General features: G+C 51.4%; 18 protein-coding genes. 1 reads left to right on the plus strand and 17 read right to left on the minus strand.

Features of this window, described 5'->3' with window-relative positions:
• Positions 1-7: 7 nt before the first annotated feature.
• The 9 genes from hisF to CXIVA_RS01495 form a co-directional block, all read right to left on the minus strand.
• Entirely contained in the window at positions 8-778 is a 771-nt protein-coding gene (gene hisF, locus CXIVA_RS01455) for an imidazole glycerol phosphate synthase subunit HisF (protein ID WP_013976229.1), read from the minus strand.
• Between the two features lie 10 nt (positions 779-788).
• Positions 789-1,394, minus strand: a complete 606-nt coding sequence (gene hisH, locus CXIVA_RS01460) for an imidazole glycerol phosphate synthase subunit HisH (RefSeq protein WP_013976230.1) — start codon at positions 1,392-1,394, stop codon at positions 789-791.
• 44 nt (positions 1,395-1,438) lie between these two features.
• Positions 1,439-3,130, minus strand: coding sequence for a HAMP domain-containing sensor histidine kinase (locus tag CXIVA_RS01465; protein ID WP_013976231.1), 1,692 nt, complete (start codon positions 3,128-3,130; stop codon positions 1,439-1,441).
• Positions 3,117-3,812, minus strand: a complete 696-nt coding sequence (locus CXIVA_RS01470; protein ID WP_013976232.1) for a response regulator transcription factor — start codon at positions 3,810-3,812, stop codon at positions 3,117-3,119. Before CXIVA_RS01470 ends, CXIVA_RS01465 begins: the two co-directional genes overlap by 14 nt.
• An 86-nt stretch (positions 3,813-3,898) precedes the next feature.
• A complete protein-coding gene (locus tag CXIVA_RS01475; RefSeq protein WP_013976233.1) occupies positions 3,899-6,286 on the minus strand; it encodes an HAD-IC family P-type ATPase in 2,388 nt (795 codons plus the stop codon).
• Positions 6,287-6,438: 152 nt separating this feature from the next.
• A complete protein-coding gene (locus tag CXIVA_RS01480; RefSeq protein WP_013976234.1) occupies positions 6,439-6,960 on the minus strand; it encodes a nitroreductase family protein in 522 nt (173 codons plus the stop codon).
• A 40-nt stretch (positions 6,961-7,000) separates the two neighbouring features.
• On the minus strand, positions 7,001-7,369 hold the full coding sequence (locus tag CXIVA_RS01485) for a nuclear transport factor 2 family protein (RefSeq protein WP_013976235.1): 369 nt from the start codon (positions 7,367-7,369) through the stop codon (positions 7,001-7,003).
• Positions 7,370-7,386: 17 nt separating this feature from the next.
• Positions 7,387-8,082: an Ig-like domain-containing protein gene (locus tag CXIVA_RS01490; RefSeq protein ID WP_013976236.1), complete on the minus strand. Its 696-nt coding sequence runs from the start codon at positions 8,080-8,082 to the stop codon at positions 7,387-7,389.
• A gap of 86 nt (positions 8,083-8,168) precedes the next feature.
• Entirely contained in the window at positions 8,169-9,449 is a 1,281-nt protein-coding gene (locus CXIVA_RS01495) for a glutamate-5-semialdehyde dehydrogenase (protein ID WP_013976237.1), read from the minus strand.
• Between the two features lie 296 nt (positions 9,450-9,745).
• On the opposite strand from CXIVA_RS01495, the gene CXIVA_RS01500 reads away from it, so the two are divergent.
• Positions 9,746-11,290 (plus strand): sodium/proline symporter, encoded by a 1,545-nt coding sequence (locus tag CXIVA_RS01500; protein WP_013976238.1) that lies wholly within the window; start codon positions 9,746-9,748, stop codon positions 11,288-11,290.
• 95 nt (positions 11,291-11,385) lie between these two features.
• On the opposite strand, the gene CXIVA_RS01505 is transcribed toward CXIVA_RS01500, so the two are convergent.
• The 8 genes from CXIVA_RS01505 to rpoC form a co-directional block, all read right to left on the minus strand.
• Positions 11,386-12,333, minus strand: coding sequence for an NYN domain-containing protein (locus tag CXIVA_RS01505; protein WP_013976239.1), 948 nt, complete (start codon positions 12,331-12,333; stop codon positions 11,386-11,388).
• A gap of 80 nt (positions 12,334-12,413) precedes the next feature.
• Positions 12,414-13,910 carry a L,D-transpeptidase family protein gene (locus CXIVA_RS01510; protein ID WP_013976240.1) on the minus strand — a complete coding sequence of 499 codons (1,497 nt, stop codon included), beginning with the start codon at positions 13,908-13,910 and terminating at the stop codon, positions 12,414-12,416.
• Positions 13,911-14,066: 156 nt separating this feature from the next.
• The gene (locus CXIVA_RS01515; RefSeq protein ID WP_013976241.1) at positions 14,067-14,360 is read right to left on the minus strand and encodes a DUF202 domain-containing protein; all 294 of its coding nucleotides are present in this window, start codon (positions 14,358-14,360) and stop codon (positions 14,067-14,069) included.
• A gap of 122 nt (positions 14,361-14,482) precedes the next feature.
• Positions 14,483-15,670 carry an elongation factor Tu gene (tuf, locus tag CXIVA_RS01520; RefSeq protein WP_013976242.1) on the minus strand — a complete coding sequence of 396 codons (1,188 nt, stop codon included), beginning with the start codon at positions 15,668-15,670 and terminating at the stop codon, positions 14,483-14,485.
• Between the two features lie 121 nt (positions 15,671-15,791).
• Positions 15,792-17,909 (minus strand): elongation factor G, encoded by a 2,118-nt coding sequence (gene fusA / locus CXIVA_RS01525; protein WP_013976243.1) that lies wholly within the window; start codon positions 17,907-17,909, stop codon positions 15,792-15,794.
• A gap of 16 nt (positions 17,910-17,925) precedes the next feature.
• Entirely contained in the window at positions 17,926-18,396 is a 471-nt protein-coding gene (gene rpsG / locus CXIVA_RS01530; RefSeq protein WP_013976244.1) for a 30S ribosomal protein S7, read from the minus strand.
• A 221-nt stretch (positions 18,397-18,617) separates the two neighbouring features.
• Complete coding sequence (gene rpsL, locus CXIVA_RS01535; RefSeq protein ID WP_013976245.1) at positions 18,618-19,037, minus strand: 30S ribosomal protein S12; 420 nt, start codon at positions 19,035-19,037, stop codon at positions 18,618-18,620.
• Between the two features lie 196 nt (positions 19,038-19,233).
• Positions 19,234-23,031, minus strand: coding sequence for a DNA-directed RNA polymerase subunit beta' (gene rpoC, locus CXIVA_RS01540; RefSeq protein WP_013976247.1), 3,798 nt, complete (start codon positions 23,029-23,031; stop codon positions 19,234-19,236).
• Positions 23,032-23,048 lie beyond the last annotated feature (17 nt).

Genomic DNA, 23,048 nt, shown 5'->3' on the forward strand with positions numbered 1-23,048 from the left:
TATGTTCTTACATGCACTCCCGCCGCACGGAAACACCCCGTCCGGCCAGATAGTCTTTCAGGTCCCGGATTTCCAGCTCCTTGTAATGGAACAGAGATGCCGCCAGTGCCGCATCCGCGCCTCCCTCGGTCAGGGCGTCATAAAAATGGCTCCTGGTTCCCGCGCCGCCGGAGGCGATCACCGGAATGGAAACCCGGTCCGCGATGGTTCTGGTCAGTTCCAGATCGTATCCGGCTTTCGTGCCGTCGCAGTCCATGCTGGTCAACAGGATTTCCCCGGCGCCCAGCCGGTTGGCTTTTTCTGCCCACTCCACAGCATCCAGACCGGTATTGATCCTTCCGCCGTTAATATACACTTCCCAGCCTTCTCCTTCGGGTCTGCGCTTGGCGTCAATGGCCACCACCACACACTGGCTGCCGAATTTCTCCGCGGCATCCGCAATCAGCCGGGGATTGTGGATGGCGGAAGAATTCACTGACACTTTGTCCGCACCTTCCCGCAGAATCGCCCGAAAGTCCTCGACCGTGCGGATTCCGCCGCCTACCGTAAAGGGAATAAATACTTTTTCCGCCACCCGGCGCACCATATTCACCACTGTGCTTCTGGCATCCGAAGTCGCGGTAATATCCAGGAAAACCAGCTCGTCCGCCCCAGCCTGGTCATAGGCCGCCGCGATCTCCACCGGATCGCCGGCATCTCTTAAATTCACGAAATTTACTCCTTTTACCACACGTCCGTCATTGACATCCAGACATGGAATAATGCGTTTTGTAAACATAACAGCCTCCCTACAGCTCTGCGAAATTTTTCAGTATTTTCAGTCCGGTCTTACTGCTTTTCTCCGGATGGAACTGGCAGGCAAAGACATTGTCCTGCTCCACCGATGCGTGGATATGAGTGCTGTATTCCGTTGAAGCACGCACAATGGCCGGATCCGCCGCCTTCAGATAATAGGAATGCACAAAGTATACATACGGATGGTCCGCAATGTCCCGAAACAGTCTGCCGTTTCCGGTCAGTGTCAGATCATTCCAACCGATATGAGGAATCTTCAGCCCTTCCTGATCCGGAATCCGCAGAATATGTCCCTTCAGGATTCCCAGTCCCGGTACTCCCGGGCTCTCCTCGCTGTCCTCAAACAGCACCTGCAGTCCCAGGCAGATGCCCAGCAGCGGTTTCCCCACCCGGCAGATTTCCCGGATCAATTCATCCAGATGCCGCTCCCGGATATGCCCCATGGCATCCCCAAAAGCGCCGACCCCCGGCAGAATCAGCTTCTCCGCCCGGCGGAGCCGTTCGGGATCTCCGGTCACCTCCACCTCTTCCCCCAGATACTTCAGGGCTTTTTCCACACTTCTGATATTGCCAGCGTCATAATCGATTATTCCTATCATTTTTCCTGTTTCCTCTTCCCGTTTCTTGTTTGTTTCTCTGATACTTATTTCCTGCTCAGTTCCAGCCAGAATTCCACACCGTCTTCGTGATTGATTACGCCGCATGCCTGATGCAGGGAGTCCATGATCGCCTTTACGATGGACAGACCGATTCCGCTGCCCCCGTAGGCCCGGGTATGGGCTTTGTCGACCTTGTAAAACTTGATCCAGATCCGTTCCAGATCTTCTTCCGGAATCCTCGGCCCGGTATTAAACACGCTGATCCGGAGGATGTCATTTTCTTTCCGGGTATAAAAGATACGGATCTGTTTTTCTCCGTCACAGTGGTTGATTGCGTTGCTCATATAGTTGGTAATGACTTCCTCCACTTTGAACTCATCTCCCCAGACATATTCCGGTGTTTCACAGGAAAGCACCAGGGAGATTCCCTGCTGATCCCGCAGGATTTTCGTGGAATTGGATACACCGCGGATCAGCTCGGTAATGTCAAAGCGTTCCATGTGGATCTGTTCATTGCCGAATTCCAGCTGATTCAGGGTCAGAAGTTTTTTTACCATCCGGTTCATCTTATCTGCTTCGTCAATAATCACTTCACAGTAAAATTCCCGGCTTTCCTGATCGTCATTGACGCAGGCCTGCAGTCCTTCCGCATACCCCTGAATCAAGGCCAGCGGCGTCTTTAACTCATGGGACACATTGGATAAAAACTCTTTCCGCATCTCATCGATCTCTGTCTTTCGCTCAATATCGGTCTGGAGTTCCGCGTTGGCGGACTTCAGTTCCGAAATGGTCTGTTCCAACCGGGAAGAAAGTACATTCATATGTTCTCCCAGCTGGTCGATCTCATTCCCTTCCGGTACCCTGCCGCCCATTTCCTCTGTTTTCCACTTTTTCAGCAGTCTGCCCGGTCTGACCCGCATGCGCTGTCTGCGCCATTCTCTGTCTTTCCAGGCATCCTTCCGATACTTGGTCTCAAAATCCAGATCCACCATCCGCTGAGAGATATCTGTCAGCACCCGGATCGGTCCGGTAATCCGGTTTGTCATAAACCAGGCGGCAATCACGCCTGCAAGAATTGCGACAATACCCGCAAAAATCAGAAAACGGTTGGAGATCGCCGCGCTTTCCCTGATGCTTGCCAGCGGCGTCTTGATCAGGACCTGTTCGCCCTCGGCTGAGGATAAATTTCCCGTCAGATACAGATACTTTTCTCCCAGACGCCTGTCATTTGCCCGGAGAATCGTGTAATAGTCTCCCTCATACAGGATATCTGTCTTGCCATTGTATTTCTGAAAAATAAAATCTTTAATATCTTTCTCTGCCATGGAGGAATCCCGGGCACTGGTGAGCATTTTGCTGAAATCCGGGCTGACCACAACAATCGTCAGGTTGCCGTTGGACGTCAGCCGTTCAAAGACATCCGAATATTTTTCATCAAAGATTTCGCCGTTTTCCGCTGCGTCTGAGAGTTCGCTGTAAGCGGATTTCAGTGTTTTCAGCTTCTGGGACTGATAATAGCTGCCAAGCACACTGAAATTCAGAAGCCAGCAGATCATGACCGCGCCGGCGATCAGCAGGCTGACAAGCAGGATCATCTCTCCCCGGATCGACAGACTGCGGAACCGTCCTCGAAGTCTCTGTCCCGGCTTCTTCCGCTGTTTTCTTTCATAGGTCACCCGGATTTTTTCTCTGTCCGGCGGCAGCGTCTCTTTTGTCTGCGGTTTATTTCTTTTCATGCTGTTCCGCTGCCTCAAATTTATAACCCATACCCCAGATGGTTTTGATGTATGTTCCCTTTTCCCCCATTTTATTTCTCAGTTTTTTCACATGGGTGTCAATGGTTCTGGCATCGCCGAAGTAATCGTAATTCCATACGGAATTCAGGATCTTTTCCCTGGACAGGGCAATGCCCGCATTTTCCATAAAATAGGTCAGAAGTTCAAATTCTTTAAAGCTCATATCCACCGTCTGCCCGTCAATTGTCACGGTATGGGCGGCCTTGTTCAGAACAATTCCGCCGGCTTCCAGCGTCTCATCCGGGTCCAGTTTGTTGGATCTGCGCAGCAGCGCGGATACCCGCGCCACAAGGATCTTCGGGCTGAAGGGCTTGGAGATATATTCATCCGCTCCCATGTCAAATCCGTTCAGCTCATCGCTCTCGTCGCCTTTGGCCGTCAGCATGATAATCGGCACTTTGGAGGATTCGCGAATTTCCCGGCAGACGCCCCAGCCGTCAATCTTCGGCATCATAATATCCAGAATCACCAACGCGATATCTTTTTCCGAATAGAAAAGATCCAGTGCTTCCTCGCCGTCACCGGCTTCTATGACCTCAAAATTGCTCCGCACAAGAAAATCCCGCACCAGTTTTCGCATTCTGGCTTCGTCATCTACGACTAATATCTTTAATTTATCCATGTTTGCCTTTCCTTTCTTCCCGGTTTCCCCTGGAACTCTGCTATAATACCACAATTCTATGACTGAACTGTGTTCTCCCCAGTCTGTCATCCGCGGCCGAACCGTTCTTTCAGAAGTTTTATAAGAAGATCCAGTTTTTCAGCTGCCAGGCTGAAATACCTGAGAATGGGCTCAGTTGTAATCGCAAATATGATAAACAGCATCAGGCACTTAGCCGAAATGGATGTAATGCCGAAGAATTCCGGAAACAGCCACATGGAAATCACCCAGCCGAATACCAGGGCCAGCAGTGTAAGCAGATGCTGCTTTTTCTTCATGTCCATGATTCGGATCAGAATCATAAATCCTACAATGGCCACAATAATGCTGCAGGATGTGGAAAGACTGCTGCTGTCCAGATGGAAGACCTGGGCAAAAATCACCAGTCCGCTGACCACAAGGAAATCCGTGATTCCGGCCGGAAGGGACTTCAGCAGAATATTGTGCAGAAACCCGCCCCGGATGGGCTCGTGATTCGGCTCCAGTGCCAGGACAAAAGATGGGATTCCAATGGTAAACAGACTGATCAGTGTGATCTGCGAAGGATTCAGCGGATAATTCAGCATCAGAATCACGGAAAAAACTGCTAACAGCAGAGAAAAAATATTTTTCACCAGATACAGACTGGCGGCCCGCTGGATATTATTCACCACACGGCGGCCTTCATCCACAATCGAAGGCATATGGGAAAAATCCGAATCCAGCAGTACCAGCTGGGCGGCCTGGGATGCCGCTTCCGCGCCGGAAGCCATGGCGATGCTGCAGTCGGACTGTTTCATGGCGATGATATCATTCACACCGTCGCCGGTCATGGCAACCTTTTTGCCGCTGCGCTGAATCGCGGCTACCAGTTTTTTCTTCTGTTCCGGCGCCACACGGCCGAATACGGTATATTTGGAGGCGGCTGCGATCAGTTCGCCCTCATTGCGAAACGCGGAAGCATCCGCGTACTTCTCCGCGCCTTCGATGCCCGCCCGCCGGGCTACCTGGGATACGGTCAGGGGATTATCTCCGGAAATCACCTTTACTGCCACGCCCTGCTGCCGGAAATAACGGAAGGTATCCGGCGCGCCCCTGCGGATGGGGTTTTCCAGCGCGATCAGCGCCAGAGGCAGAATCTCCCGCTGCGTTCCCTCCGGATCATTCAGCCCTTCGCCGGCGGGCAGATAGGGATACAGAGCAAATGCCAGAACACGCCGGCCGGCAGATGCCTCCTGGTTCAGTATGTCCTGAAACTCCCCGCAGCGGCTGCCCAGCACATACTCCGGCGCGCCAAAGACATAATTGGCCTCTCCCATCCTGGCGGCTGAATACTTGTATTTCGAAGAAAAGGGACAGGTCTGCGACGCCCTGCGCCCGCTCGCCTTGGAAAAATATGCCCGGACCGCACGCATGGTATCATTTTCATCCTGCATGGAAGCCGCATAGTCGGCAAGAAGCACCTGCAGGTCGGTATCTTTGATTTTCGGATATAAGGAATGGCAGGCAGAGACTTTCATGTCTTTCTCTGTAATGGTGCCGGTCTTGTCCACACAAAGCACATCCACCCGGGCCAGGGTTTCGATGCATTTCAGGTCGTGTACCAGCACCTGACCGGCAGCCAGCTTCATTGCGCTCAGTGCCAGGGCCACGCTGGTGGTCAGATAGATTCCCTCCGGAATCATGCCGATCAGCGCGGCCACTGTGCCGGTAACATTTTCGGAAAAGCCCAGGCCGGAAATCTTCATCTGCTCCACAAACAGAATGATGCCCAGCGGAATAATCAGTATGCCGAAAAACTTCAGCATTTTATCCAGTGTCCGCAGGATCTCCGACTGCTCCTCCTGGTTCATCTGCGTCGCTTCCATCGTCAGCCGGGCCGCATAGGTCGCCTCGGAAACGGCGGTGACTTCTGCTACGCACGCACCGGAAATGATGATACTGCCGGCCAGGAGTCCGTCTCCCGGATTCTTGGGAATTTCGTCGGATTCGCCGGTAAGAATGGATTCGTTGACATGCAGGGAACCCTTCACCAGACGGCAGTCCGCCGGAATCTGCATCCCGGATTTCAGGACCACCGATTCGCCCAGTACGATATGGGTGGAACGGATCTCTCCGACTTTTCCGTCACGGATCACGGTGACCTGCGGTTCTGTCATCAGGTTCATACGGTCCAGCACTTGTTTGGAGCGCAGTTCCTGAAAAATGCCAATGGCGGAATTGGCCGCAATGATCAGCAGAAAGCTCAGATCGGAGAAGGCTCCCGCAATCACCAGCAGAATGGCCAGAACCACAAATACCATATTAAAATAGGTCAGGAGATTGGATTTGATAATCTCCCGGACACTCTTTGTTCCGTTTTCACAGCGGGAATTCACTTCCCCCTGTTCCACATGTTTTCGTACCTGCTCAGCCGTCAGGCCAAGGCAGCCTTCTGTAATATTTCTTTCATTCATGCCCCTCATTGTAACGTCACAGTCAGGAGGCGTCAAGAATACCGGGGAAAAAAGAAGGCGCAGGCCGGATCGGAATGTCCCCATTCCGGTCCGGTCTGCGCCCCGGTTCCCGAAAGCGCGCCAGACGTGGCTTTTGGTGCGGATCCAGCCGTTTATTTCAGATAAGATACGGCAATCCGTTCTGCCGGAATTTCCCGGCTGCTGTAGGTTTCGGTGGTCTGACCCACCGCGATGCCGCCATAAGGCTTAAAGCCTTCCGGCAGATGCAGGCGGGCCAGCAGGTCCCCATTCTGATTCAGTCCGGCGACCGCGCCGTAGATATCCACCTGGCCGACGCCCTGTTCCACGGCCTCCAGTGCCATATTGTGAATAATCATCGCCGCATTGGCGCTGGGTACATTTCCTTCCTCTTTTCCGGATACCAGAATCAGGGTGGGCGCGCCGTACAGCGGATGCAGCGACGGATCTCCGAAGAATTCCGCGCCATTGGCATCGATCGCTTTTAACAGTTCTTTCTCTGTAATTACGGTCAGCTGGTAGCAGTCGTATTTGCCCATGCCTACCGGCGCCTCGTTTGCCGCCTTCAGAATCGCTTTCAGCTGTGCTTCTGTCACCGGTTCGCCTGTGTATGTGCGGATTGATTTTCTGTTGTTGATTGCCTGTGATACATCCATGGATTGCTTCCTCCTTCTTACAAACGCAATGCTTTATTCATTAAAACAGTCCGTTTGCATGCACCGGCACCACTTTGCCGATATCATGCTCCACACTGTCCCAATGCTCTGCCAGTTTGCCGTCCTGAATCCGGTACAGATCAAAGACCTTGTTCTCCATTCCGTTGGCCCCCATGGTGCACTTGAAAAATACGCACACCAGGTCCCCGTCTTCCAGAATCTGCTTGATTTCCATATGGGGCTTCATGGCCAGGAATTTTTCGCAGAATTTCAGGAACCCCTGTTTTCCTGTTTCAGCCACGGCATTGTGCTGAATATAGTCATCTCTCATGTAGGTGTCAATATTGGACACATCCCACCGGTTGAATACTTCGTCATAAAACTTCAGGACCAGTTCCTTATTCGTCATCTGCTTTTTCCTTTCTTCTATCTGGATTTCACCGCCTTCACGGTGCTGTAGTTGCTGTAATAATTATGTCCCTTATAACGGACGTAGGACCGCATGCGCAGATAATAGGTATGTCCGCGCAGAAATCCGTTCCACCAGGCGGTATCCGTATATTGATTTTTCCCCCGTTTATTCCGGTAGCTTTTGCTGTAGGCCAAGCTGGTCAGCTTTTTGTTTCGGTAGATCTCTATCCGATAGCCTGTCACGGTTTTGTCATATTTCCAGCTGGCTTTGATCTGCTTCTTCTCCGGGGAACGGACAGATTTCCAGCGGACGGCTTTCGGCACGACATCCACTGTCACCCGGACGGGAAGGGCTTCCCTGTACCGGGACGTGGCGCCGCAGCTGACGGTGATCACGGTCCTGCCATATCGCTTTACGTTCACCTTTCCTTTGGAGGATACCGAAGCAACCTTCGGGTCACTGGAATGGTAACGCAGTTTTCCATTGCCCGTGGAAGCGGCCTTCAGGCTGAAATCTTTGCTGGTTCTCAATTTGCGGTAAGATCTCCGGGAAATCCGTATGGTCTGCGCTTCCTTCACCGGCGCCTGCGAAACGGTCCGGCTGCTGTCCGACGGCAGCGGCTGCCCGGAGGGCTCTGCCGCAAAAAGGCAGGCCGGGCTTACAGCGGCAGTCAGTGTACATATTCCAAGGGCGGCAATTATCTTTTTCATATTCTCTGATTCCTCTCTGGCATTCCCTGCTGCAGCCGTGCCCGGAAGGCAATCTGCAGGATTGTGTCTGCAAATCCCGGGATTCCCTACAGATCTTTAAAGTGGAAGTGTTTTTTCCCTGTGGCATACGCGTCCACAGTCTGTCCGCTGCCGAACAGCTTGTATTTGTATGTGACAAGACCTTCCAGACCCACTGGTCCCCTGGCATGCAGCTTGCTGGTGCTGATTCCCACTTCCGCGCCGAATCCGTAACGGTATCCGTCCGCAAACCGTGTGGAACAGTTCTGATATACGCCGGCAGAATCCACTAGCTGCATAAACCGGGCAGCTGTCTCACTGTTTTCCGTCATAATCGCGTCCGTATGATGGGAACCGTAACGGTTGATATGCCGGATCGCCTCATCCGCATCATCCACAAGCCTGACGGAAATCATCAGGCTCAGGTATTCCGTGGAAAAGTCCTCTTCCGAAGCCGAATCGCAGGAAATGATCTTCTGTACTTCTTCGGTTCCGCGGATTGTCACATGCTGCGCATCGTAGGCTTCTTTCAGCCGGGGCAGGAATTTCTCCGCAATCGCCCGGTGCACCAGCAGTGTCTCTGCCGCGTTGCAGGCTGCTGTATACTGAACCTTGGCGTCTACAACCGCCGGAAGAATTTTATCAATATCCGCGTCCTTATCCACATAGATATGGCAGATGCCGTCGGCATGCCCCATGACCGGAATCCTGGTGTGATTCATGATATACTGCACAAACGCGTTGGATCCTCTTGGGATCAGAAGATCCACATATCTGTCGCACTCCAGAAGCTCCCGGATCTCTTCCCGGGCTTCGATCTGGTACAGACAGTCCGCCGGAAGTCCTGCCCCGGAGGCTGCCTCATGAATGATCGAAAAAAGGGTCTTGTTGGTATGCAGCGTCTCACTGCCTCCCTTTAACAGCGCGCAGTTGCCGCTTTTCATACACAGCGTGGAAATCTGCACCAGGGCATCGGGCCTTGCCTCAAAAATCACGCCGATCACACCGATCGGGCAGGTTTCCCGGACTAGCCGCAGCCCCTCATCCAGTTCCCGGTTCAGCAGAATGCGTCCGGTGGGATCCGGCAGGCCGATCAGGTCTGTAATCCCCTGGATCACATCCGCAAGCTTATGTTCGTCAAATTTCAGCCGTTTAATAATCGCCGGAGCGACCCCGGTTTCCTCTGCCGCCTGCATATCCAGACGATTGGCGGAAAAAATCTCCTCTTTGTGGGCTGTCAGTGCCTCCCGGACCGCCTGCAGGGCTTCGTTGCGCAGCTGCGCGGGTGTGGCTGCCATAATCGGGCTGTCCAGCTTCATCTGCGCGGCGGTATCTTTTATTTTACTCATGGTTTCTGCTCTCCGTTCTGCATCCGCGGGACGCCCGGCACGCCTGGCTCCCACGGTTCCTTATACTTACTGTGGATTAAGAAAATCCTTATGCTGTAGATTCCGTAAATCCTTATGCTGTGGATCCAGTAAATAGTACTATATTTTCCATTCAATGACCATATATCCTGTAAATTTTACTATATTTTCCAGATATTGACAATTCCCTGCATGCAACTGGAAATTGCCTATTTTTCCCTGCTATGGTAAAATAGTCCCGTTATTCTATAATTCAAAAAGGGAGAGGAACTTAAATTATGACTGGAAATGTTGTAGGCATGCTCATCGTCATGATCATATATATGGTATTTATGGTCCTGGTCGGTGTCTATTATGCCAAAAGGAACAATGACGTAGGAGACTTCTACCTGGGCGGACGCCAGCTCGGCCCTCTTGTCACCGCCATGAGCGCTGAGGCCTCGGATATGAGCAGCTGGCTGCTGATGGGTCTGCCCGGCGTCGCCTATCTGACCGGATGCGCCGAAGCGACCTGGACTGCCATCGGTCTTGCCATCGGCACCTATCTGAACTGGCTGCTGGTATCCCGGCGTCTTCACCGCTATACGGTAAAGACCAACTCTATTACCATCCCCCAGTTCTTTGAAAACCGCTTTCATGATAAAAGCCACAGCCTGATTGCCATTTCCGCGATTGTAATCGTCATCTTTTTCGTGCCGTACACGGCATCCGGCTTTGCCGCCTGCGGCAAACTGTTTTCCACCATGTTCGGCGCCCCTTATCTGCCCGCCATGGTCATCAGCGCCGCCATCATTGTCATCTACACTGCGCTGGGCGGTTTTCTGGCTGCCAGCTTTACGGATCTGATCCAGAGCATCATTATGACCGGCGCCCTGGTCGTCGTCCTGCTCTTCGGCATCCATACCGCCGGCGGACTGGACGCAGTCATGGCCAATGCCCGCTCCATGGACGGCTATTTAAGCGTCCGCTTTATTCACAATGTAACCACCAAAGCGGCAGACCGGTATTCCCTGCTGACCATCTTTTCTCTGCTGGCCTGGGGCCTCGGCTACTTTGGCATGCCTCATATTCTGCTTCGCTTCATGGGCGCGGAAAATGAGAAAAAACTGAACATCTCCAGAAGAATCGCCACGATCTGGGTGGTCATCTCCATGTTTATCGCTATTTTCATCGGTATTATCGGATCCGCCATGACAAAGGCGGGCGCCATTGAAACCCTGTCCGGATCCGGCGAATCGGAAAAACTGATCATCAAGGTAGCCATGCTGTTAAGCCACCACGGACTGCTTCCCATTCTGGCTGCCGGGCTGATCCTTTCCGGTATCCTGGCCTGCACCATGTCCACCTCCGATTCCCAGCTTCTGGCTGCCTCCTCCAGTGTATCGGAAAACATTCTCCATGACTGGCTCGGCATCAATCTGACCCAGAAAAAATCCATGCTGATGGCACGGATCACCGTACTGATCATTGCAGTCATCGGTGTTGTACTGGCCCGGGATCCCAACAGTTCCGTATTCCGTATCGTCCAGTTCGCCTGGGCCGGCTTCGGCGCCTCCTTCGGCCCCGTCATGCTCTTTTCCCTGTTCTGGCGCCGCACCACCCGCAACGGCGCGCTGGCAGGCATGATCGCCGGCGGTGCCATGGTATTTATCTGGAAATTCGGCATCGCCCGTCTGGGCGGCGGCTGGGCCATCTATGAACTGCTTCCCGCCTTTGCAGTTGCCTGCGCGGCCATCCTTATTGTCAGCCTGGCAGGAAAGGAACCGGAAGAAAGCATCTTAAAAACCTTTGACGCGGTCAGCGCGGAGGGAAAAAAGGCCTGAATTCCAACTTTTGGTCTCTTTCGCTGCTGTACACCACAGTCGTGAGAAATAGGAAAAAGCCAGGCGCGGCCGCGCCTGGCTTTTTCCTGTTTCTCTTACTGCTGTCTGAGATATACGATTTTACGGCTGTCACCGCGGATTTCCAGAAGTTCATGTTTCTGAATAAACTTGGACAGCGTCGCGTAACCGAATTCCTTTACTTTAAAATTCGGGAACCGGGAATGGATCTTCTGCCCCAGCACTGCCAGTTCCATGCCGGAACTTCCGGCAGAACGCACCAGTTCACAGGCGTAGCTCTTGACCTTGTCCTTCAGGCCGCGGTTTTCTTTCAGATGAACAAAATAGCTGTTGCCGTTTTTCTTCAGAACCAGACTGTCCACATCCTCGATAAACGTAGACAGCTGACTGTATCCGTAATTTCTGACATCAAAATCCGAATATTTCTTCTGCAGCTGGGATCCGATCTCCCCTAATCCGGTTTCTTTCCCGCTGTTATTGTTCTCTGTAATGATTTCAATTATGGCATTTTCCACCATACCCTGATCAATGGCATCGGAATTGGATCCGGAACCGGATCCTTTTTCCTCTTTGCCCTGCTCTTCATCCGGCTGGCTGTACAGCAGTTCCAGATCACGGAACAGGCTGCAGGCATTCCGGAAGGACCGGGGCGTTTTCTTTTCCCCCATGCCGATCACTTCCTTGCCGGACTCCCGGAACCGGCTGGCCAGCCGCGTAAAATCACTGTCACTGGATACAATGCAGAAGCCATCCACACTGTCTGTATAAAGAATGTCCATCGCGTCAATGATCAGCGCGGAATCTGTCGCGTTTTTGCCTACCGTATTGGCAAACTGCTGAATCGGTGTCAGGGAATGCTCAATGAGCTTGGTACGCCAGCTGGAGGCCTGATTATTGGTCCAGTCCCCGTAGATCCTGCGGTAAGTCACGACGCCGTATTTGGTCATTTCATCCAGGATACAGGATATGTATTTTGCCGATATATTGTCGGAATCAATTAATACCGCAAATTTCTTTTCTTCCATAGTTTCTACTCTCCTTTGACTGCTTTCTCCGCAGCCCTGCCTGAGGCATCCGGCTTCTGCCCATTTACCGCCGGATGTGATCAGTAATGGATAAACACCGCCTCGCGGTAATTCACCAGTTTGTAAATATTTGCAGCATCTGAATTGGAGAGATTCAGACATCCGTGGGATCCCCTTGACTTGTAGTAACTGGGCGACCAGCTGCCCCAGCTCTGCCACGGCGCAGCATGGAATCCCGTTCCTGTCCAGGTAATGCGTACCCAGTACTGAACCGGCGTCTTGTAATCCGCTCCTACCAGCGTTCGGTGCATCTGATGCTCTTTCACATAATAAGTTCCGGTGGGTGTCGTCCTTCCGGTAACCGGTTTGCCGGAAATCGTCCGGCAGCTGTAGGACACCTTGCCGTTGCGGAACACATAGACCATCTGCGCGCTGAGATCGATCTCCGTATAGTTCTTCGAATCCCAGTCCCTGCTGTGGTTCACATAATCTTTCCGGTAAGCGGTATTGACATACAGAACTTTGCACTGGGTTGTCAGCGCTTTTCTGTTACTGTCGGAAGGATCCTTCTGATAAGCTTCCACCGCGACGGAATCCGCTTCTTTGTCCAGGGCGGCTTTCACCTGTTCCACGGTTTTTTCATAATCCATCTGCCATCCGTAGTCGCCGCCGCTGACCGTGACTTTTTTGCCGGTATGGCTTCTGATTTTCCGGGTTTTTCCCACGGTTTTATACTTCAGGCAGAGTTTTTCCACCCAGTTCCGCATTGCCTGGGTGTCATAGGTCACTGCGCCGTCTTTCCAGACCAGCCACTTGCTGATCTCTTCCGGCGTCAGTTCTTCCGTGGTATTTTCCCCCATATCCCAGGTAACAAACCGCAGTGCCGCCTTATTGTACCGGGTCAGCCGGCTGGTCAGAGCTTTGTCTTTGGATGTAAGTTTCGGTTTTTTATATACATCCGGGTACTTGCTGCTGTTGCGCAGATCAATCGAAGTGTCCACATCCTCCAGTGCCTGAACCACTGCCTTGGTCATTTCCCCGCGAATCAGCGCATTTCCTTCCTCTTCCTTCTGAATCACCATTTGTTTCCGGTCGGAAGAATATACGATGGACGCGGATTTCGGTTCCTGGATCGGATAAGAACTGCTTCCGTTCAGGATCTCGGATTTGCCGATGATTTTTCTTACTTTTTTCCTGCTGTAAGAGGGGGTTCCCACCGCATCATAGGTATAGTTCAGCATTCCTCCGGGTAAAGTCAGCTGTCCATGCTGCCGGGCAAAAAGCTTCTGCACCGATTCATCAAACGACAGCCGATAGTCGATCGCGTCTCCGGAAATCTTCAGAGAGCCCCCGTCTCTGCCTTTCACAGTCAGTTCATAGGAACCCATCTGTTTCTTAATGGTCTTTACCGATTCCGAAAGGCTCATGCCGGATACGTCAATGCCGTTGATCTTCGTATTCTGGTACCAGCGGTTCCGGTACATTCCCTTGGAATATGCCGCAATTCCAAGGATACATGCCGCCACTGCGGCAATCACGATAAATAGGGTCAGTTTTAATTTTTTTCTCTTTTTCATAGTTACACCTGTCAGGATTCTACAGTTACAATTTTCACATTCAATGATGCAGTTTTAGAGTTTACCAACTTCAATGATGTAATTTCAAAGTTTACAGACGCTGTGAAATCTAATTATAACAGTAAAGCGCCAAACACGCAACTTTCTATACTAAAATTATCCGTTTTCTTCTTCTCCCCCGTCTTTCAGCTCGTTCAGACGCCTGCGATATGCGCCGCAGTAGACAACTGCCACAAAAAAAACTGCCACTGCGCATCCGATAAACAGATAGCCGATGATTTCAAATACCCGTCGGTTCTGCAGTACAACCAGGCCTGCGCCGGAAGCGAACAGACCGATGACTGTGCGCATATACGCCAGGAACGTACGGCTTAACGCCAGTCTGGTTCGGTCATAGGCCAGATAATCCCGCAGGATCATTTCATCATGAAACTCCTTATATCCCTTCATTTTTCTCCACTCCGTTTCCTGGCATCCAGTGTCTTCCCATTCAGGCCGTAAAAAAACAGCCACTTAGAAATAAGCGGCTGTTTTTTCAGCTGAGAACCTAAATTCCAGCAACAGATTTGTTATTACTCGATGATTGTAGCAACACGGCCTGATCCTACAGTATGGCCACCCTCACGGATAGCGAAAGTAAGACCCTGCTCCATAGCTACCGGATGAATCAGATCGATGGTCATCTCTACGTTGTCACCAGGCATGCACATCTCTGTACCTTCCGGAAGCATGCATACGCCGGTTACGTCAGTTGTTCTGAAGTAGAACTGCGGACGGTAGTTGTTGAAGAACGGTGTATGACGGCCACCCTCATCTTTGGTCAGTACGTATACCTGAGCGGTGAATTTGTGATGGCAGGTAACTGTTCCAGGAGCAGCTAATACCTGTCCACGCTCGATCTGCTCTCTCTTGATACCACGAAGCAGCGCGCCGATGTTATCACCAGCCTGAGCCTCGTCTAACAGCTTACGGAACATCTCGATACCGGTAACGGTAGTCTTCTGTGTCTCTTCTTTGATGCCGACGATCTCAACTTCTTCGTTGATATGAAGAGTACCACGCTCTACTCTACCAGTTGCAACAGTACCACGACCGGTAATTGTGAATACGTCCTCGACAGGCATCAGGAACGGTTTGTCAGTATCACGCTGCGGATCCGGAATGTAGGAATCTACTACATCCATCAGTTCCATGATCTTGTCGCCCCACTCGCCGTTGGGATCTTCCAGAGCTTTCAGTGCGGAACCTTTGATGATCGGGCAGTCATGGAAGCCATACTCTTCCAGTACTTCGGTAACTTCCATCTCTACCAGCTCGATCAGCTCTTCGTCATCTACCATATCGCATTTGTTCAGGAATACGATGATGTAAGGTACACCTACCTGACGGGACAGAAGGATGTGCTCTTTGGTCTGAGCCATAACACCGTCAGTAGCAGCTACTACCAGGATTGCGCCGTCCATCTGTGCAGCACCGGTGATCATGTTCTTTACATAATCGGCATGGCCAGGGCAGTCAACGTGAGCGTAGTGACGTTTCTCGGTCTCATACTCTACGTGAGCGGTGGAGATTGTGATACCACGTTCTCTCTCTTCCGGAGCTTTGTCGATGTTCTCGAAATCTACTACAGAGTTACCTTCTACTCTTGCTGCAAGAACTTTTGTGATAGCAGCTGTCAGAGTTGTTTTACCATGATCGACATGACCGATGGTACCAATATTACAATGGGGTTTGGATCTCTCAAATTTCTCTTTTGCCATTAGTTTTGTCCTCCTTAATACTATGCCTGCGCATATTAAGATTCTGCTGCAACTTTACTCATATAGATTGATTATATTAAAGTTACATTTGTATTTCAAGCATTATTTTATCAGGCAGCGCTTATTTTGCAGCGTTGCTGACAATTTTTTCGGAAACGGATTTCGGAACCGGCTCATACTTCTCAAAGAACATAGAATAGTTGCCTCGTCCCTGGGTCTTGGATCGCAGATCCGTAGCATATCCGAACATCTCGGACAGCGGAACGTAAGCTTTGACAATCTTGCCGTTTCCTACGTCATCCATGCTTTCAATCCGGCCGCGGCGGGAGTTGACATCACCGATTACATCGCCGAGATACTCTTCCGGCATGGTGATTTCCACCTTCATGATCGGCTCAAGGATAGTCGGGTCCGCTTTCTTCATTGCTTCTTTGAAGCACATGGAACCTGCGATATGGAACGCCATCTCGGAAGAATCGACTTCATGGTAAGAACCGTCGTATACTACCGCATGGATACCAACTACAGGGAATCCTGCAAGAATACCTGCCTGTGCTGCTTCTTCGATACCTTCACCGACTGCAGGAATGTATTCCTTCGGGATGGAGCCACCCACAACTTCCGACTCGAACTTGAATGTCTCCTCACCGTTGACATCCATCGGCTCGAAGCGGACTTTACAGTGACCGTACTGACCACGTCCACCGGACTGTTTTGCGTATTTGTATTCCTGATCCACTGCCTTGGTGAAGCTCTCTTTGTATGCTACCTGCGGTGCGCCTACATTTGCTTCTACCTTGAATTCACGCAGCAGACGGTCAACGATAATATCCAGATGAAGCTCACCCATGCCGGCGATGATTGTCTGACCGGTCTCTGCGTCTGTATGCGCACGGAAGGTCGGATCTTCTTCTGCCAGTTTTGCCAGGGCTTCTGCCATCTTGCCCTGACCTGCTTTGGTCTTGGGCTCGATTGCAAGCTCAATAACCGGTTCCGGGAATTCCATGGACTCCAGGATAACCGGATGCTGCTCGTCACAGATGGTATCACCGGTTGTGGTGGATTTGAATCCGACTGCGGCAGCAATATCACCGGAATATACTTTATCCAGTTCGGAACGTTTGTTGGCATGCATCTGAAGGATACGGCCGACACGTTCTTTTTTGTCTTTGGTTGCATTCAGTACATAGGAACCGGAATTGCAGGTACCGGAATATACACGGAAGAATGCCAGTTTACCTACAAACGGGTCAGTCATGATCTTGAACGCCAGAGCGGCAAAAGGCTCGTCATCGGATGCGTGACGCTCTACCTCGTTGCCGTCCAGGTCCACGCCCTTGATTGCCGGGATATCAACCGGTGAAGGCATGAATTCGATGATGGCATCCAGCAGCTTCTGTACGCCCTTGTTCTGATGGGCGGAACCGCAGCATACCGGAACGCCTTCGTTAGAGATGGTCGCTTTGCGGAGCGCCTTCTTCATATCGTCGATGGAAGGTTCCTCACCCTCCAGATACTGAAGCATCAGCTCTTCATCAAAGTCACAGATCTTCTCTACCAGCTCGGTATGATACTCAGCTGCTTCTTCTTTCATATCATCCGGGATATCAACGATGGAAATGTCCTCGCCTTTTGCATCATTGTAGATGTAAGCTTTCATCTCAAACAGATCGATGATACCGTCAAAATGATCTTCTTTTCCAATCGGAAGCTGGATAACAACAGCGTTCTTGCCCAGCTTGGTTCCGATCTCCTTTACGGTGTTGTAGAAATCAGCACCCAGGATGTCCATCTTGTTGACGAAAGCCATACGCGGAACATTGTAGGTATCTGCCTGTCTCCATACGTTCTCAGACTGAGGCTCTACACCGCCTTTGGCATCAAATACGCCGACCGCACCGTCCAGCACACGCAGGGAACGCTCTACCTCTACAGTAAAGTCTACGTGGCCAGGAGTATCAATGATGTTGATGCGGTTCTCCTGCTCGCCTGCTTTGGGCTTGTTCTGCTCCTGCAGCGTCCAGTGGCAGGTAGTGGCAGCTGATGTAATGGTGATTCCACGCTCAGCCTCCTGCTCCATCCAGTCCATGGTAGCAGTACCGTCATGAGTTTCGCCGATTTTGTAATTTACACCAGTGTAATAAAGGATACGCTCTGTCAGTGTGGTTTTACCTGCATCGATATGAGCCATAATACCAATATTTCTGGTTCTCTCTAATGGATATTCTCTTCCAGCCATATGGCATTACTCCTTCTTAAAATCTGTAATGAGCAAAAGCCTTGTTTGCTTCTGCCATCTTATGCATATCTTCTTTTCGTTTTACAGATGCGCCGGTATTGTTGGCTGCATCCATAATTTCATTTGCCAGTCTCTCTTCCATGGTCTTTTCTCCTCTTTTTCTGGAGAACATGGTGAGCCAGCGAAGGCCTAAGGCCTGACGTCTGTCCGGGCGAACCTCGATAGGTACCTGATAGGTAGCACCACCGATACGTCTTGCTTTTACTTCCAGAGAAGGCATCACATTGTTCATTGCCTCTCCGAATACTTCAAGAGCCGGTTTGCCGGTCTGTTCAGCAACGCGGTCAAAAGCACCGTAAACGATCTTCTGCGCGATACCCTTTTTACCGTCTAACATGATGTTGTTAATCAGTTTGGTAACAACTTTGTCGTTGTATAAAGGATCTGCTAATACGTCTCTTTTCTGATTATGTCCTTTACGTGGCACGTTACTTCCCTCCTTAATCATGTGGAATTCTGTTAAGCCCGGCTGTAAAACAGCTGTTCTCAACTGATCAAATTTCGATTAAATCAACGGTACTCACATGTGTCTTTCTAATGTGTTCATGCTGGACATTATTTTATCGGTAGAGATAAAAAGAATTCCAACACTTACAATAGTTCTGTTTGTGACCTATTGTTGATCTGCAGATAAGTCAGCGGAACTGATTATTTACCTGCTTTTGGTCTCTTAGCGCCATATTTGGAACGGCCCTGGCGTCTGTTCGCAACGCCTGCGGTATCCAGTGTGCCGCGGATGATGTGGTATCTGGTACCCGGCAGGTCCTTGACACGGCCGCCGCGGATCAGTACAACACTATGCTCCTGCAGGTTATGGCCCTCACCCGGAATATAGCTGGTTACTTCGATTCCGTTGGAAAGACGTACTCTGGCGATTTTTCTAAGAGCTGAGTTAGGTTTCTTAGGTGTAGCTGTCTTAACTGCAGTACATACCCCGCGCTTCTGCGGAGAAGAAAGATCGGTAGGTCTCTTTTTCAGAGAGTTAAAACCCTTCTGTAATGCTGGTGCAGTGGACTTCTTGACAGATGTCTGACGACCTTTTCTAACTAACTGGTTAAATGTTGGCATTCTGTTCACCTCCTGTAATTATTTCGTGCAGTGCCTTCTAGCGCACTATTTGATAGTATAGGCAACCACCGGGTGGTTGTCAAGATATTTTTGTAAAAGATGGGTTTTTCCCTCTGTTCCGGACAAGTGCAGATCCCCGGATTTCATCTGCTGAAATCCGGGGATCTGTGTTACGCTGCTGCGTATCTTTTTTGATTTATTCTTCTGACTCGTCATCCGGGTCTGCTTCGGTCTCTGCCTGCGCGGTTTCGATGCTGTCTGCTTCCGCCAGAGTCTCCGCTTCGGTTTCCTCTGAAACTGCCGCGGTCTCTTCTGCTGCGGTTTCAGCTTCTTCCGCCGGTTTCTCAGCCTCCGGCGCCTGCGCCTCATCCGCGTCCGCTTCCATAACGTCCTCGTCGATGTCCGCAATTACCGACTGCCGGTAATCTGTATCCAGGGCAGTGTCGCGATAACATTTCATGCCGGTTCCGGCCGGAATCAGCTGGCCGATAATGACATTTTCCTTCAGGCCTACCAGCGGATCCACTTTTCCTTTGATTGCCGCATCCGTAAGTACCTTCGTGGTCTCCTGGAAGGATGCCGCGGAAAGGAAGGAGTTGGTAGCCAGTGACGCCTTCGTAATACCCAGAAGCTCCTGCTGGCCGGTAGCCGGCTCCAGCCCTTCTGCTTCCAGTTTTGCGTTGGTTTCCTCAAAATCAAGGAAATCCACCAGGGTACCCGGAAGGTATTCGGAATCTCCGTTTTCCTCAATCCGGATCTTCTTCATCATCTGACGGACAATCACTTCGATATGCTTATCGTTGATTTCCACACCCTGCAGGCGGTATACACGCTGTACCTCTGCCAGCAGGTAATCCTGCACGGCAGCCACACCCTTGATTCTCAGGATGTCATGGGGATTGATGCTTCCTTCTGTGATCTGGTCACCAGCCTCAATCACCTGTCCTTCACTGACTACGATATGAGAACCATAGGGAATCAGATAGGACTTGCTGTCTCCGGTTTCTTCATTGGTTACAATAATGTCCACCTTTTTCTTGGTGTCGCGGATCTCGCACTTTCCGCCGAATTCCGCTACAATCGCCACACCTTTCGGCTTTCTGGCCTCAAAAAGCTCCTCCACACGGGGAAGACCCTGTGTGATATCGTTTCCGGCCACACCGCCGGTATGGAACGTACGCATGGTCAGCTGGGTACCCGGCTCACCGATGGACTGGGCTGCAATGATGCCTACTGCCTCACCGGCCTGAACACTCTGTCCGGTCGCCAGGTTGGTGCCATAGCATTTCGCGCAGATTCCCAGACGGGACCGGCAGGAAAGAATGCTTCTGACCTTCATGCGGCGGTCTTTGCTCTCCTGCTCCGCGAAAGGAACACCATCTTCGTCAATACCGAAATCCACCACTGCCTGGGCCCGTTTCGGTGTGATCAGCTGATTCCGCCCTACGATAATATTGCCGTCTTTGTCTTTTACGTCATAGCAGGAAGTTCTCCCGGTGATCCGTTCCTGGAAACTTTCCACCTCTTCCTTCCCTTTCATGAAGCTCATGACATAGGTGCCCGGAATCTCGTCCGCTCCCTCGCTGCAGTCATTTTCATTAATGATCAGTTCCTGGGAGACATCCACCAGACGTCTGGTCAGATATCCGGAATCGGCAGTACGAAGTGCCGTATCCGACAGTCCCTTGCGGGCGCCGTGGGCAGACATGAAATACTCCAGTACGTCCAGCCCTTCACGGAAGTTGGATTTGATCGGCAGCTCGATGGTACGTCCGGTGGTATCCGCCATCAGTCCGCGCATGCCGGCCAGCTGTTTGATCTGCTTATCCGAACCACGGGCACCGGAATCTGCCATCATGTTGATGTTGTTATATTCATCCAGGCCGTCCAGCAGCACTCTGGTCAGTTCCTCATCGGTTTCCTTCCAGGTCTCTACCACTTCCTTGTAACGCTCTTCGTCCGTAATCAGGCCTCGTTTGTAGTTCCGGGTGATCCGGTCAACGGTTTCCTGAGCTTCTTCCAGCATCTGTTTTTTCTGGGCCGGCACGGTCATATCCGAAATGGATACCGTCATGGCGGCGCGGGTGGAATATTTATATCCCATGGCCTTGATGTCATCCAGCACTTCCGCGGTCCTTGTGGCGCCGTGGGTATTGATTACCTTTTCCAGAATTTTCTTCAGATCACCCTTCTTTACCAGCTGATCGACTTCCAGCACCAGCTCATTGCCCGGGATAGACCGGTCAACAAATCCCAGATCCTGGGGCAGGATTTCATTAAAGATAAAACGGCCCAGGGTAGATTCGATGATCTGGGAGATCTGGGTGCCGTCCGGTTTTCTGCCATTGACCCGTACATGGATTCTGGACTGCAGCTGCAGCACTTTATTCTCATAAGCCAGAATTGCTTCATTCAGGCTCTTGAAGTATTTACCCTCGCCTCTGGAGCCCGGCCGTTCCTGGGTCAGGTAGTAGATGCCAAGGACCATATCCTGGGAAGGCACAGCTACCGGGCCGCCGTCAGACGGTTTTAACAGGTTGTTCGGAGACAGCAGCATAAACCGACACTCTGCCTGGGCTTCTACTGTCAGGGGCAGATGCACCGCCATCTGGTCACCGTCGAAATCGGCATTGTAGGCAGTACATACCAGGGGATGCAGCTTAATGGCTTTACCTTCCACCAGGATCGGCTCAAAGGCCTGGATTCCCAGACGATGCAGTGTAGGCGCACGGTTTAACATAACCGGATGCTCTTTGATGACTTTTTCCAGAACATCCCACACTTCATCCTGCTGGCGTTCCACCATCTTTTTCGCGCTCTTGATATTGTGGGCAGTTTCGTTGGCCACCAGTTCCTTCATAATGAAGGGTTTGAACAGCTCGATGGCCATTTCTTTCGGCAGGCCGCACTGGTAGATCTTCAGCTCCGGTCCTACCACGATTACGGAACGTCCGGAATAATCCACTCGTTTGCCCAGCAGGTTCTGACGGAATCTTCCGCCCTTGCCCTTCAGCATGTCAGACAGGGATTTCAGCGCGCGGTTGCCCGGGCCGGTCACCGGTCTTCCCCGCCGGCCATTGTCAATCAGCGCGTCTACTGCTTCCTGCAGCATACGTTTTTCGTTGCGGACGATAATATCCGGCGCGCCAAGCTCCAGCAGTCTGCTTAACCGGTTGTTTCTGTTGATGATTCTTCTGTACAGATCATTCAGGTCCGAGGTGGCAAAACGGCCGCCGTCCAGCTGTACCATCGGACGCAGATCCGGCGGAATCACCGGAATCACGGTCATGATCATCCATTCCGGCTTATTGCCGGATTCCCGGAATGCTTCCACCACTTCCAGACGTTTGATAATCCGGGCCCGTTTCTGGCCGCTGGATTCTTTTAACTCTTTTTTCAGAGCTGCGGCATCTTTTTCCAGATCAATGGCGCAGAGCAGCTCACGGATCGCCTCTGCACCCATACCCGCGCGGAATGCCGCGCCATAGGTGTCATAGGCTTCCTGATATTCGCTTTCGGAAAGGATCTGTTTGTAGCTTAAGTTGGTATCGCCCGGATCCAGCACGATATAGGACGCAAAGTACAGCACGCGCTCCAGCGCCCGCGGAGACAGATCCAGGATCAGACCCATACGGCTCGGGATTCCCTTGAAATACCAGATATGAGAAACCGGGGCTGCCAGTTCAATATGTCCCATACGCTCCCTGCGGACATTTGATTTTGTGACTTCCACGCCGCATCGATCGCAGATTACGCCTTTATACCGGATTTTTTTATATTTGCCGCAGTGGCATTCCCAGTCTTTGCTGGGTCCGAAGATCCGTTCGCAGAACAGACCGTCTTTTTCCGGTTTCAGGGTACGGTAGTTAATGGTCTCCGGTTTTTTTACTTCACCATGGGACCAGGCTCTGATCTTCTCCGGGGAAGCTAATCTGATTCGAACAGCATCAAACGTAGGATTCTGAACGGTTTCATTACTCATAGTATCTGTCATAAATACGCTTCCTCCTT

It is taken from the genome of Clostridium sp. SY8519, from assembly GCF_000270305.1.
In the GTDB taxonomy this organism is placed as follows: Bacteria; Bacillota; Clostridia; order Lachnospirales; family Lachnospiraceae; genus SY8519.